This is a genomic window from Brachyspira pilosicoli P43/6/78 (assembly GCF_000325665.1).
Lineage (GTDB): Bacteria > Spirochaetota > Brachyspiria > Brachyspirales > Brachyspiraceae > Brachyspira > Brachyspira pilosicoli.
The window spans coordinates 2,184,552-2,199,005 of record NC_019908.1 but is presented as its reverse complement, the minus strand read 5'-3'; the positions used below and the strand labels follow the sequence as shown (position 1 = coordinate 2,199,005).

The 14,454-nt window shown below is 25.0% G+C and carries 15 protein-coding genes; 1 reads left to right on the top strand and 14 read right to left on the bottom strand.

Features of this window, described 5'->3' with window-relative positions:
- Position 1 precedes the first annotated feature (1 nt).
- The 13 genes from BPP43_RS09910 to BPP43_RS09860 form a co-directional block, all read right to left on the bottom strand.
- Positions 2 to 652 carry a permease prefix domain 1-containing protein gene (locus BPP43_RS09910; RefSeq protein ID WP_015274848.1) on the bottom strand — a complete coding sequence of 217 codons (651 nt, stop codon included), beginning with the start codon at positions 650 to 652 and terminating at the stop codon, positions 2 to 4.
- Positions 653 to 678: 26 nt separating this feature from the next.
- Entirely contained in the window at positions 679 to 1,008 is a 330-nt protein-coding gene (locus tag BPP43_RS09905) for a PadR family transcriptional regulator (RefSeq protein ID WP_014935355.1), read from the bottom strand.
- 423 nt (positions 1,009 to 1,431) lie between these two features.
- Positions 1,432 to 2,148 (bottom strand): ABC transporter permease, encoded by a 717-nt coding sequence (locus BPP43_RS09900; protein ID WP_015274847.1) that lies wholly within the window; start codon positions 2,146 to 2,148, stop codon positions 1,432 to 1,434.
- A 177-nt stretch (positions 2,149 to 2,325) separates the two neighbouring features.
- Entirely contained in the window at positions 2,326 to 3,021 is a 696-nt protein-coding gene (locus tag BPP43_RS09895) for an ABC transporter ATP-binding protein (RefSeq protein WP_015274846.1), read from the bottom strand.
- Between the two features lie 131 nt (positions 3,022 to 3,152).
- Positions 3,153 to 3,287, bottom strand: a complete 135-nt coding sequence (locus tag BPP43_RS12830) for a streptolysin S family TOMM toxin (RefSeq protein WP_143828168.1) — start codon at positions 3,285 to 3,287, stop codon at positions 3,153 to 3,155.
- 73 nt (positions 3,288 to 3,360) lie between these two features.
- Positions 3,361 to 3,876, bottom strand: a complete 516-nt coding sequence (locus BPP43_RS09890; RefSeq protein WP_493526474.1) for a hypothetical protein — start codon at positions 3,874 to 3,876, stop codon at positions 3,361 to 3,363.
- A gap of 221 nt (positions 3,877 to 4,097) precedes the next feature.
- Positions 4,098 to 4,388, bottom strand: a complete 291-nt coding sequence (locus tag BPP43_RS12825; protein ID WP_493526473.1) for a CPBP family intramembrane glutamic endopeptidase — start codon at positions 4,386 to 4,388, stop codon at positions 4,098 to 4,100.
- A 5-nt stretch (positions 4,389 to 4,393) separates the two neighbouring features.
- Positions 4,394 to 4,750, bottom strand: a complete 357-nt coding sequence (locus BPP43_RS12820) for a hypothetical protein (protein WP_493526472.1) — start codon at positions 4,748 to 4,750, stop codon at positions 4,394 to 4,396.
- Positions 4,725 to 6,065, bottom strand: a complete 1,341-nt coding sequence (locus tag BPP43_RS09880; protein WP_015274844.1) for a YcaO-like family protein — start codon at positions 6,063 to 6,065, stop codon at positions 4,725 to 4,727. The genes BPP43_RS12820 and BPP43_RS09880 overlap by 26 nt, the downstream gene beginning before the upstream one ends.
- Before the next feature lie 55 nt (positions 6,066 to 6,120).
- On the bottom strand, positions 6,121 to 7,206 hold the full coding sequence (locus tag BPP43_RS09875; RefSeq protein ID WP_015274843.1) for a streptolysin associated protein SagC: 1,086 nt from the start codon (positions 7,204 to 7,206) through the stop codon (positions 6,121 to 6,123).
- 33 nt (positions 7,207 to 7,239) lie between these two features.
- The gene (locus BPP43_RS09870; RefSeq protein WP_015274842.1) at positions 7,240 to 8,250 is read right to left on the bottom strand and encodes a SagB/ThcOx family dehydrogenase; all 1,011 of its coding nucleotides are present in this window, start codon (positions 8,248 to 8,250) and stop codon (positions 7,240 to 7,242) included.
- A 152-nt stretch (positions 8,251 to 8,402) separates the two neighbouring features.
- Positions 8,403 to 11,180 (bottom strand): tetratricopeptide repeat protein, encoded by a 2,778-nt coding sequence (locus tag BPP43_RS09865; protein ID WP_015274841.1) that lies wholly within the window; start codon positions 11,178 to 11,180, stop codon positions 8,403 to 8,405.
- 170 nt (positions 11,181 to 11,350) lie between these two features.
- On the bottom strand, positions 11,351 to 12,532 hold the full coding sequence (locus BPP43_RS09860; protein WP_015274840.1) for an AGE family epimerase/isomerase: 1,182 nt from the start codon (positions 12,530 to 12,532) through the stop codon (positions 11,351 to 11,353).
- Positions 12,533 to 12,684: 152 nt separating this feature from the next.
- Between BPP43_RS09860 and BPP43_RS09855 the strand changes: the two genes are divergently transcribed.
- Positions 12,685 to 13,050: a DUF1232 domain-containing protein gene (locus BPP43_RS09855; protein WP_013243873.1), complete on the top strand. Its 366-nt coding sequence runs from the start codon at positions 12,685 to 12,687 to the stop codon at positions 13,048 to 13,050.
- A 73-nt stretch (positions 13,051 to 13,123) separates the two neighbouring features.
- On the opposite strand, the gene BPP43_RS09850 is transcribed toward BPP43_RS09855, so the two are convergent.
- Positions 13,124 to 14,395 carry a variable surface protein VspH gene (locus tag BPP43_RS09850; protein WP_015274839.1) on the bottom strand — a complete coding sequence of 424 codons (1,272 nt, stop codon included), beginning with the start codon at positions 14,393 to 14,395 and terminating at the stop codon, positions 13,124 to 13,126.
- Positions 14,396 to 14,454 lie beyond the last annotated feature (59 nt).

Genomic DNA, 14,454 nt, shown 5'->3' with positions numbered 1-14,454 from the left:
ATTATTTCCTGTTAATATTTTTATCAGAATTTTTAAAAAATCTATAAAAGAAAAATACAGTCAAAGGCCAAGATAAAAAGTATATAATAACAAATACAAACCAAATATGATGCGGAGTAAAAAACATATTAAATATAAATACTGCTATAGATATAATTAAAAAACCTATTATAGAATATTTTAAATTTATTTTATAATCATTATAAGTATATTCAAAAGTTTCGTATATATTACGCATATTAATAAACTGTATAACTGTAGTTAAAAAAATAACAACAATTCCAGAAACAATAAAAAATATACTTGGAATTAATGAATTATTTATATAAGAGAAAAATGATATATTATTGTTTTTTAAAGATATAAAGCATAATAATAAACTTAAAAAAGCCACAATAAAAATATCAATAATTCCAGCAAATAAATATAATTTAGATTTATTAATAATTTTTGCATCCTTTGATAATTCTTCAAGAAGTGAGTCCACATCGCCAAAAGATTTAAGTGCCTTTTTAAAAGCCTCATCTTCGCTTTCATCTATATATTCTTCACTTTTCATGTATAAATAATTTCTAAGCTCTTCAATTTGGTCTCTAATTTTTTGAGTATTAGGATATTTATTTTTTAATTCATTACAAAAATCATCTATCATAATATTTTATCTCTATATAAAAACATTTATTCAATATCAAGAAGTTTATCTATTATCTTTTTAGTAAACAGCCATATTTCTCTCTCTTCATCTAAAAACTTTCTGCCTTCTTCAGTAATTTTATAATATTTTCTTCTTCCTCCCTGACTTTCATCTCCCCAATAACTTTCTATTAACTTTTTGCCTTCAAGTCTTCTTATAGCACTGTATAAAGTCTGGCCATTAATCTCATATTCTCCATTAGTTTTATCAGTAATTAATTTAGAAAGCTCATAACCATATGAATCATTATCTTTCAAAAAATGCAAAACAACAGCATCTATATGACCTCGTATGATATCACTTTCTATATACATTAATTTTTATTCCTAAACTAATTATAATTTATTTTTTAAAGTAAGATAAATATAGAATTTTGTCAACAACTAAAAAATAATTTATACTTGTTTCAAAACATTAGCTGATAAAATTCTATATAAAATTATTATAATTTTTTTATTATAAATATAATATATTGCATATACTGAAATTTTTAAGTTTGTCAACTAATGCACTTTATATAAATGTTATCAACTTTTTTGCCGCACAAAAAAGTTGCAAAAAACGCAAATATTACAACCTTATATTATTAGAATATGTATTAAATATATGATAACACCTAAAATTGAGGTTAAAAATCCAGTCTTTTGCCGTAGGCACGAAGCCCAAAATATCAAAACAAAAATATAAATTTATTTTTGACAAAATATATTTATTTAGGTATAAAAATAACCCTATTATTATTTATCAACATATCTGAAAGTATTAACTGCAAGAATTAAAGCAATTATTAAACAAGATAAAAGCACTGCTAAACCAATAAAATATGACTGAAAATCAAAATAATAGGCTCCCCTAACAGCATTCAAAAAATACTGAAAAATATTTAATTTGCTTAAAAACTTCACTACACTTGGAGCATTATACAAAGAATAATAACCGTCACTCAAAAACATAGAACCCATTAAAATAATATTATATAGTATGCTAGCAGTTTCATTATTTTTTACCAAACTAGAAACAAAGAAGCTTATAAATATATAAACTAAAGATGCCGCTATAATGATAGGCAAAAATAAAAGTATAGAAACAAAAGAAAACTCTAATTTAAAAAATAAAGCACAAGAAATAAATACAAACAAAGAGCTTATAATAGATATCATCACCCAAGCACAAGAAGAGCTTATAATATATTTGTATAAAGGAAGAGGAGTTACTTTAAGCAAATTATAAACGCCCCTTCTTCTTTGACTTAATACATTAAAACTAGTAGTCATAAAAGAATAAGCAAGCACGCTCACACAAGTCATAGCAGTAAGTATATGAATAGTATAGCTTTCGGTATTAAATAATATACCCAATGCTATTATTGTAACTATTGGGAAGAATATAGACCAAAATATAAGGAAAGGGTCTCTTATAGCTTTTTTTATAGTGAGTTTAAATATCGTTTTCATAATAATTTTTTAATATATATTTATAATTTTTTGTTATTCTTTTTCTCGCCTTACACACCTAAAGGTACTCCCTTCGGTCGCCCTGAAGGACTTCTTTCAGTCGCGGTGCGTACTTCATCAAAGAAGCATACGAAGTACGCCTACGGCAAAAGTGCAAATATATAATTAATACTAAAATTAATAATTAGTAATATGCAAATAAACTTTCTCCAAACTGTCAAAATTATACTTCTTTAAAAGTTCTTCTTTACTGCCCTTTTCTAATATCTCTCCTTTATATAAAAATACTATTTTACTAGCTATATCTTCTACCTCCTCCAAATCATGAGAAGTAAAAAGTATAGTCTTATTATTTTTAGCAAGCTCTAATATCATGTTTTTTATATTATATCTTTCCCTAGGGTCTAAACTTGCTGTAGGCTCATCAAATATAAGTAAATCAGGGTTTTGCATAGTAGCTATCATTATAGCAAGTTTTTTCTGCTCTCCACCTGAAAGCTTTATAGCAGGTGTTTTGGGATTAAGATTATATTTATTAAGAATACTTTCTATTTTTTCATCGCTCATCTTAATGTCATAAAGAGCGGAAAACATTAATATATTATCTTTTACATTGTAGCCTTCAAAAAAAGGAGTAGATTGCAATTGAAGACCTATATGTTTTTTATAATTTTCTATATTAATTTTTAATTCACCCTTATCAGCTTTTAATATTCCTAATAATATATTAATTAATGTAGTTTTGCCGGAACCGTTTGGACCAACAAGTGCTATTACTTCGCCTTTATTTATATCTAAACTTACATCTTTTAGAATAATATTTTTATTAAACTTTTTTTCTATATTTTTAGCACTTATTAATACTTCTTGCATTAAGACCAACTCTATTTGATAAAAACTATAATTATTAAAACAACATATATTAAAAATGTCAATACATATAAGCCCGCTGCATCATAACAATGCAGCAGACATACAAATTTATTATAAAAAATTATAATAAATTAATTGTTAGTTGTAGTTGTTACATTAACACAACAAGAACAACAACAAGAACAGCAACATCCTCCAGGAGTCAATACCGCAGATTGGCTCTTTAAAGAACATGTTGTGCGTACTTTTGAAGAATATTTAATCATATAAATAACTCCTTTAGATGTATTATATTAAACTCTTTAATAGTTTTAATATCAAAGAGAGTAATACCAATTTTTATGAATATATTCCCATATTTTCAAACTGACCAAAATAGTATATTGTAAAAAAAACACTAGCAAATATTGGTGCAATTAAACTATTAGTATATTCAAAAGAAATAGCATTAATAGCTGTAATAATAAAACAAGAAACTATAAAAATTAAAGCCTCTTTGAAATTATTAAGCCTAAGCATCTCTTCAAAAGAAAATAATAAAGCAACTACAAGAATTATAAAAAATAAATTAAACTCCTGAAATTGATTTTTAATAGATAAATATATTATTCCATTAAAAAATAAACATTTAATTACACTTGCTAATAATATTAAAGTCCACTTCTTATTATTTCTTGAAGAATACAATAAACTAATAGGAGCAGACGATAATATATTATTAAATATAACATTTGTTTTTATATTTTTATTAAATAAACTTATAATTGCTAATATTATTTCAAAAGCAGAAATAAGAGCAAAAATATTAATAAAAATATAAATAATATATTTTCTTTCTACAAATAAATATAACAAAATATTTTGTTTTTGCAAAAAACTAATAATAATTGCAAATATAATTATAAAAAACCAATATATATAGGTGCTTATATAAATATAAATATCATCATAATCCTTTTTAGAATAATTCATAATATTAAAACATAGATTATTTATGATATTTTTATAATTTAAGAATTTTATTATACTTCCTAATATAAAGCATATTATAATATAAGGTATAAGTTTTAAAAATATCAATTTATATCCTCTCTTTTTTTGCTTAATATATATAAAATCATATTTTGACAAAAATGAGTAATAGCTGGTATTATCACGCTAAAAGAAGAATATACAAACAACAAAGAATATATTATACCCACTATAAACTTTTGAAATACGGCATTAGCACCAAAATATATATGATTAATAGAATATATAAAAGCTGATATTATAATAACAATAAAAATATTTAATTCTAATATGTTATATAAAATATTAAAAAATACCTGCCTAAAAATAATCTCCTCGCAAAGAGCACCTATCAATATAATTATAATATCAAAAAAACATTATTTTTATTTATAATTTCATGAACTGATATTTTTTTAATCCAGAACTTATATTTAATAAAATGAACAGCATAAGCTTCAATTATCTCTACAGCAATGCATACAAAAGACATAATAAAAGCTAACACAACAAAATAAATATTAACATTATAATTAATACTTCCAACATACCCTGTAAAAAATGCCATTATTACAAATAAAAAATAACTTAAAGCATTAGGCAAAATAGTGCTTATTCTTCCAAGATTTAATTTTAAAAATATACCAATCAAAGAAGTAGGAAAAGAAACAGCAATTAGTACAACAATAGCACTAAGGTAATGGGTGTGGAAATTCATTATTTGAAATTCCTCCATTTTTAATTATTCTAGGGTGCTTACTATATGGGAAAGCAGGCATAGACATTTGCACAAGCTCTGGAACATATACACGCATTACATGCAAATCTTTATCCACTATTTCTGTAGGCGTAATATCCAAATAAACTGCATATTTTGAAATATTATAAAGCCCATTAAATAAATACTCCAAATCAGTATTTTCTTCAAGGTTTTTATATTTTTTTAATTCAATTTTTTCTGTAACTTTGCTGTTAATAAATTTAAGTTTTTTATCTTTATCATCTAAAGAAGCCCAATAATTAACATTGCTGTCAAGGTTAAGATAAGTTTTTTGATATTTAGTTTCCAAATAATCAGCCGGCATTGATAATGGTCCGTTAATATTTAATGTAAGTATAGCCAAAGCCTCCATAAAAGCCCTGTATATCACTTTTTTAGGATTAAGACCAGAAGAAGCACCTACCACAATATATGGACTTTTTTCGCTTTTGTTTATAAGCATCACAGTAAAAACATAGCCTAACTTTTTATCAACAGTATAATCAAACACTCTTATTTTATAATCAATATCTTTTAAAATTGTATTAATAGTTTCATTAAGAACATCATCATCAATAACAACTTCTTTAACTTTGCTGTCTGTATACCATTTTATCATACAAGCGTCGCATTCTATAATTTCAGTTATAGCAGATTTTAAAGCTAATTTAATATTTTTATGGCTAGCACTTCCTTTAGAAAATCCGCCTATAAACACTTTTTCATTTTTATCTTTTCTTATTATATGAGATAAAAAGAAATTCTGTGCTGGAATATAATACTCTTTTTCTTTATCAAACAAAGAAGGAAGAAGCACCCAAGATAATATATCATCTTCTGTAATATTTTCTAAAATTCCTATGCTGTTTAATTTATTGCAATCTTCATCGCTGTATATTTTAACATATTCAAAAGGTATTACATTATTAGGATACTTTTCTTTTAATTGATTATAGGAAGCATATTTTAATTTTTCTTCAAAATACAAATTTGCTGTAAATAATGCATATCTCTCAACACCTTCGCCTAATAATCTTATAATAGCTTCATCTCTATAAATGCCATAACCAGAAAGATGATAATTAACTTCAGCATTATCGCCTAATAATATTTTATGATAATCTGGAAGCATAGAAGTACAAGTATTAATATTTTGAGCAATAACAGAATTAGCCTGCATTACAATAATAGAATCCATAATACCAGTCTGATGTCCGCAAAGAGAATTGTATTTATTTAAAACATTTTTATGGCTTGGGTAATATTTAATCATATGTTTTCCATTTTTATATAATTTATAAAAAAATAAAATATTTTCAATTATTTAATTATTTTATTATTACTTTGCTTGAAAACTTCTCTATTATCTCCTTTGAAGAAGTATACATTTCATTATATTTAGCCTTGCTTATATGTCCGCATGCCGCACAGAAAGGTACTCTGAGTAAATCCTGAATTTGAATTTCTATAGAAGGTATATAAACATTAATTACGCGTCCTGAAAGTTTGCATTTTCCTATAGTGGCAAATAAAAAAGCTTCATATAATGCAATAGAAGTAAATGTTTGCAAAATAGGAGTTATATAAGTTTTTTTATTATTTGATTTTAAATTAATAGTTTGTTTAACGAATTTATTATAAACTGATAAACTTTCATTTCTTGCTATCACTCTATTTTCAAAACATTCATAACAAGCTGTTTCTTTTGCTTTTATAGTAGTTATATTTAAAAACGGTCCGTCTAATATTGATATAATCATAGGAATTGATTTTTCAAGTAAAAGCCTGTTAATATTTCTAAGTAAATTTAATCTAGGCTTCTCTATACTTACAACCACACAAGATATATCATCAAACAACTTTAATAATTCTTTTTGCTTTTCAATATTTTCAATAGCATCAGTTGTATCTGTGAGATTTGCTTTTTCTAGTTTTTTTATGTCATCAACATTCATCATAACAACATTCATATACAAATCTTCTGACATTAATTTAGCATATTCTTTTAGCCTTTCACTATCTGTTATAAACATTACTTTGTTTTTTTGAACCTTGCTTTCATCTGGTATATCATAAAAATATTCCCCTATAAGCTCATAAACACTATTAAGCATATTGTTCTCATCATACTCTAAAAATCTGTTGCCTATAAGAGAAGATATAATTTCATTCAAAAAATTACTGTCTTTTTCATCAAGAGAAAATTTCTTAACCACATTATCAAAAGAAATTAATTTATCATCAAAAAGTTCTTTAGCAATAAATATTAAAGCTTCCCTTACACCATCACTCAAATCATTAAGCTCTAAAGAAGCCTCTTCAAAGTTCCATATCCCTTTTCTAAATCTAATCTCATCATCAGAATTAAAAAACACACTCGCATTATCATAAAGTTTAATATTTTTCTTAGCCATTTTAACAAACCTACTATTTATTTTTTATAAAAATTATTTTGAAAGCAAAGTTAAATGCACAACATGATTAGTCTGTCCATCTAGATTTAATAACTCTTCAGATAAAGTTTTATTAAATCCTCCAATGTCGCATGCTAAAATACCGCTTGCAGCAGCAGTAAGCTGTATATTTTGTGCAATCTCTCCAGTCTCTATCAAAGCAAACTGCAAAGCCATATCTCCATATTTTCTAGTGTTTTCATATATACTATACACATAATAAACAGATAAAGCAGTTTTTCTTAAATCTATTCCCCCGCCAAAAACATTATTATTATAATAATTTTCTAAATCATCATTATTAAATAATTTTATTTTTTCAAGAGAATGAGTAAAAGGCATATATTTGTATATACCCTTTTCAAGATTATTTATATTAAGTGCCGCAACATACAAATAAATAGGATAAAGCCCTCCGCCTGAAGGAGCAGTACGAAGCTTAGACATGTATTTATCGCCAAAAGTTATAGTGCCGTATTCTTCTTTGTTTAAATTAAAATCAAAATCCCCAGAAATTCCATCTCCATAATAAAGCAAGGTGGACAAATCACTTAATGTTAATGGTTTACCTTTAAAATCTCTCCTGCTTCTTCTAGACCTTATAACCGAACCTATAGGAGCATTAATATTTTTATATGGTGGAAGTTTTATAGCATTTCCTTTTTTATGCACCTCTTCCTCAAGTAACACTCTATTACTTAAAGCAGCATCTATTGGAAATGATGAATAGCTTGTTACATTAAACATAGAAGATAAATCTATTGATGATTTTTTTGAGTTTAATAAATACTCTTCGCTTATATTTCTATTTACTTCAGAGTGCATTGCTCCTCTATAAGAAGATTCTGAAGTTTTTATTCCTATAGTGTCAGCATACATAGAAACAGGTATATTTGAAGAAAAATTTACAACGCTAAAAAGTAATGGTATCTCTCTAGCGTCTAACTCTTCTTTACTTATCTCTATTTTTTTTATATCTTTTTTCTTCTTTTTTATAATAGACACATAATATTCCTATTTTTATAAATTACATCTCATATATAATACTAAAAAATTTATTTTGTAAAATTAAAATATAAATAAAAAAGACCATAAAAAACATATTATTTTTTAATAAATAATATTCTCAACTTTAATTAATGATATATAGTAATTTATCATCTTAAAGGAGCTTCTGATATAAGAACTTTTATATTATCTAATTTATTTTTATCAGTATTTTTTTCATGTAAAATTTTTCTTATATATTCAGCAAGCGATTCATTATTTTCAACTTTAGAACCTATTATAATTTCTTTTATATAATTTGTGTTTTTATTAAAAAGTTTTAAATAATCTATATAAAGTTTATTATTAATTCTATCTGCTTGTATCTCTTTAGATTTATAATCAGAAGTTACAAGCATTCTTAATTCTTGTTCTTCAAAAAATGCTTCATGTTTTATTATGTATTTTATATTTTCAAATAAATAATTATATAGTTTAGGGTTAATATTTTTTTCTTTAATTTTTCTAGTATATTCAAATATCTTTGAAAATGCATATTTAATCTTATTTTCAATCGTGTCATCTTCTTTTAATTTTTCTTTATAATTATTTATACCGTTCAAATCAATAACATTGCTTGAATATTTTAAGTCTTCTTTATTGAAAACAAGTTTATTTGATTTTTCATCATAATAAAGTACCCAATATAAATTTCTTTTATTTTCTTCTTTTTTTATTTTTTCATTATCTTCATTATTTTTTACACTGTTTTTATTATTTTTATCTTCACTATTATATAGATTATCTACATTAACATCATAATAAGAAAAAGGTGAAGTATATGAATTGGTAAAATATTCACTATCTAAAACCAAACATATACCAGTAGCTTCTTTATTTTCTTTTTTACCATATAATCTAAACATAGTAAGAGAATCTCTGTTTCTCGAATATGATGTTTGCAATGTCACAGCTTTTTCATCACTTCCTATTTTTATATCTATATCATTTCTATTGAAAATACTTTCTAAAATATCTCCTTCTTTAGGGTCATTAGCAGTTGTTATATTATTTATTCTTATGTTTCCTGCTTCTTCTGATTTTTCATTCCCTAATAATATTAATAAAATATTCAATGATGTATAATGAGATATTTCTATATTTTTATCATTAGTATCGAAAGTTAATATTTTAAGTAAAAAATATTCATATAAAATTAAATATTTAATATTTTCAATAAGTTTATTGTCTAATTTTTCAGTCTCTTCAAAATGAAAAATTAAATTAGTAATGGGCTCATTCTTCCATAATTCTTTATTTTCATCTATCACTAATAGTTTAAAAAATTTATTAATATCATTATATTTATTAAATTCTTGAAGAATTTTTATAATAGTTATATCAAAGGCATCATTATTATTTTTAGCAAATATTTTAAAATCATTAACAGCTTGCTTATATTTTTTTAAATTTATTTTTAATATGGCTCTATTAAAATATGCATCTTCATCATTTGGATTTAATTTTATGGCTTTATTAAAATCTTCTATAGCTTCTTCATATTTTTTTAATTCATAATTAGAAATTCCTCTATTGAAATATAACTTTTCATCATTTGGATTTAATTTTATGGCTTTATTAAAATCTTTTATAGATTTTTTATATAGTCCTAATATTAATTTTAAAAAACCTTTATTAAAGTATGCATATTCATTATTTGGATTTAATTCTATAGCTTTATTAAAATCTGCTATAGCTTCTTCGTATCTTTCTAATTTCGCTTTTGAAACTCCTCTATTAAAATATGCTTCTTCATTATTATCTGGATTTAATTCTATGGCTTTATTAAAATCTTCTATAGCTTCTTCATATCTTTCCAATTTTACTTTTGAAACTCCTCTATTTAAATATGCTCTTTCATTATTTGGATTTAATTCTATAGCTTTATTAAAATCTGCTATAGATTCTTTATACTGTCCTAAATCTGCTTTGGCAAGTCCTCTAAAAAAATATGCTTCTTTATTATTTGGATTTAATTCTATAACTTTATTAAAATCTGCTATAGATTCTTCATATTTTTTTAATTCATAATTAGAAACACCTCTTGCAAAATATGATATTTCATTCTTTGGATTTAATTCTATAACTTTATTAAAATCCGCTATAGATTCCTCATACTTTTCTAATTTCGCTTTTGAAACTCCTCTATTAAAATATGCTTCTTCATTATTATCTGGATTTAATGCTATAGACTTATTAAAATCCACTATAGATTCTTCATACTTTTCTAATTTCGCTTTTGAAAGCCCTCTATAAAAATATACTTCTTCATTATTATCTGGATTTAATGCTATAGACTTATTAAAATCCGCTATAGATTCTTTATACTTTTTTAATTTTAGTTTTGAAAGCCCTCTATTAAAATATGCTCTTTTATTATTTGGATTTAATTCTATAACCTTATTAAAATCTTCTATAGCTTCTTCATGTTTTTCTAATTCTACTTTTGAAAGTCCTATACTAAAATATGTTCTTTCATTATTTGGATTTAATTCTATAGCTTTATTAAAATCTTCTATAGCTTCTTTATATTTTTCTAATTGTGCTTTTGAGAACCCTCTACTAAAATATGCTCTTTCATTATTTGGATTTAATTCTATAGCTTTATTAAAATCTTCAATAGCTTCTTTATATTGTCCTAAATCTGCTTTGGCAAGTCCTCTAAAAAAATATACTTCTTTATTTTTAGCTTTTAATTCTATAGATTTATTAAAATCTTCTATGCCTTCATTAGTTTTATTATTCATTGAATAAAGTACTCCTCTATTCAAATATAAATCTGAATCATTATTATCTTTTTCTATAGCTTCATCAATCAGTTTTATTGCTTCTTCTACTTTTTTTGAGGATACTAATTCTTTTATTTTATCTTTTAATTCTTCTGTCATGAAATAATCCAAATATTTTTTATATATTATAAACTGCAAACTTATTTTATAAAACAATATAAATATTACTTTTTAATTTTTTTAGTATTTGCTTATATTTGTACTTATTGCAAATAAAAAGACTAGACTTTAATTAAAAAGCCTAGCCTTGATAATCATATATTTAATTATTATTTTGCATTAATAGCATCTATTATCTCTACGCATTTCATATACATTCTAGGAATATGGAAAGGTCCTTTATACATGTTACCTTTTAAGTCTGTAGATATTCTTCCGTCTCTGTGAAGATAACCATACCATTCACCGTATTCTGTGTCAATGAATTTTTTAGTGTATTCTTTAACCATATCATGCTTTTCTAAATATTTATCATCTTTAGTAAAGTAATAACAATATAAAGCAGCAATAGCAGCTTCAGTCTGAGGCCACCAGAATTTCATATCATGATGATATTCACTTTTTGGCTTTCCAAGTACGTCCATATATTGAATAATTCCGCCGTACTCTTTGTCCCAGCCCCATTCCCACATCCAGTCAAATATTTTAAGTCCTAGGGCTTTTAATTTTTCATCATGTCCTCTCTCAATAGACTCTCTTAATATAAACCAAGATGATTCTATAGCATGTCCTGGGTTTAATAATCTACCTTCAAAATGGTCTTGCAAAGTGCCGTCAGGGTTACATTGTTCAAGTACTGCTTTTTTATCTTCATATAAGAATAACTGAATATTAGATAAAAGATTATCAATATATTTATTATAATAATCTTTATTTTCTGGGTCTGCTTTTCTTAATTCCTGAACAGTGGCAAGCATTATCATAGGAGGTCCGAAAGCTATAGTAGGTCTGTTGCCTGCATCAAATTTTGGAATTAAAAGACCTTCTTTTTGATAGCGGTCTATATTATCAAGTATCTCTCTTGCCTTTTTAGCATAACTTTTATCTCCGCTAGCTCTTGAATATGCCGCCATAGCAACTAAGCAGAATGTTTCAGAATAGTAATATCTTAATCTCTTTATAATAGGTTTACCATCTTCTGTAACTCTAAAATACATTCTTCCGTCACCTGATTTGTCAAAACAATATTTTTCTAAGAAGTCTATTCCAGATTTTGCAGCATCAAGGTATTCTTGTTTTTTTTCAAAGTCAGCATAAAGAGTTGATAATACCCAAGCAAATCTTCCTTGAAACCATACAGATTTATCAGTTTCTATAAGGCTTCCTTTTCTGTCTAATGCAGTGTAGTATCCACCATGTTTTTTATCAAGTCCGTTTTTAAGCCAAAATGGTATAATATTATCTTTTAGCATATGAAGATATTCATTCTTTACTTCATTTAAATTACTCATAAAAAATCCTTATATCTATTTTTTAATAAATTGATATATTAATATTAACCTATCAATTTTTTTAAATCAATAAAAAATTTTTCTTTTTATTTTAAAAATAGTATTATATATTTATTATAAAAAGTAATTATATTATTAAGGTAATTTTATTTATGAATGAAAATGATTATAAAGAAATACCAGATGAAGATATAGAAATATTAGGCAAAGATGGAATATACAGAAAATATTCAGAATATAAAGAAAAAACTGAAAAGAAAAAAATAGTATATTGGATTCCATTTATTTTAGCTTTAATATATGTATTATCACCTATTGATATAGTACCAGATAGAATACCGATAGGCAGATTAGATGATATATTTTTACTTTCTATTACGTTTTTTTATGGAATAAAAAAGTCTAGTTTTGTACAAAATCAATTTTTAAATATGATAATTAAGAATATAATATTATCAACAACTATCACACTATTTGTATTAATGATTATTATATATATAGTAGCTATTTTAATGTAAAAAACTTCGAGAGAATAACAAATATTCCCCCGAAGTAGAAAAGGTTTTATTATTTAATTATTTTTAGTTTCAATTAAAAATACCAAGTTATACCGGTAGATGCATTAAATACTATAGTAGTAGAGCTTGCAGTTGACAAATCTCCAGCAACTGTTGATCCTCCAGTTTGAAGTTCAGTATACCATTCTAAATTTTTAACAGGTCTTATATAAAGTTCAGCATAAACAACATATCCAAAAGCATAGAAAGGATTTGTTCTTCTATGCCTAGAAGCTACATCTTCCCAAGCATGTTGTCCAAATGTATATATTTCTTTAGCATTAACTATAGTTAAAGATAAAGCTGGCTCAAAGTAGAAAGATATATTTTCATCAGCAGAAGTAGCAGTAAAACCTACAGGTATAGCTAGTCCAAGTCTATAAGGTTCTTTAGCATAATAACCAGAAGGGATAGAAGCTATATATCCACCTTGCAATGTTCCAGAAGCATTAGCACCACCAGCTGCTATATTAGCACCAGTACCACCAGGATCATCAGGAATAAAACCTTTTGCACTTACTGCATAACTATCTAAAATACTGCCTCTATTAGCTTCATCTATATTTTTGTATGTAGTAGCCAAAGCAGCATCGAATCTTACTCTAAATATAGGTTCAATTTTTATATTTTCTGTCAATATTTTGAAATACATTCTAAACTCACCGCCTACAGACTGTTGAGTAAATGATGCATCTTTAAAATCTAATGCCTTTATTGTTGAATTACCATAATTAAAATAGAATCTTAAATGACTCAAAGCAGGTATATCTTCTGCAAAATAATATCTTCCTTCAATTGCTGTAGAAATAACCATAGTACCTTTTAAACTTTTATCATTGACATAAGACTTTTGACCAACACCTATAGAAATAGGAATATTTATTCTAAAACTGTCATTTAAAGCTGTCATATGAAGTATTGGAGTATGTACCATATATGTAGGGCTTTTCCAATTGAACTCATAACCAGCAGCTATACCAAATAAATCAGAATCATACCCAAAAGCAACCAATGCAGATGGTACAAATTTGTCTACACCTTTTTTATAATTATTTTCAGTATTTTCTTGTTGAGTATTAGGAGCACCTGTATTATGTAGAATTAAACCAGATGCAATATTAGCTCCTGTTAAACCAGCAACAAATCTCCAATTTCTAGGACCAGCAAGAACACCTAATCTATCAGTTCTAATTCTCATTTGATTAGAATGTACCAACATATCTATCATATTATCTGATTTATAGTAAGCAAATAATTGTATAGATAAAACTATCATTAACAATATCGACATTAATATTCTTTTCATAAAATTATTACCTTTTAGTTTATTTTTTAATAATGATTAAGTATGATTTTTTAATATAA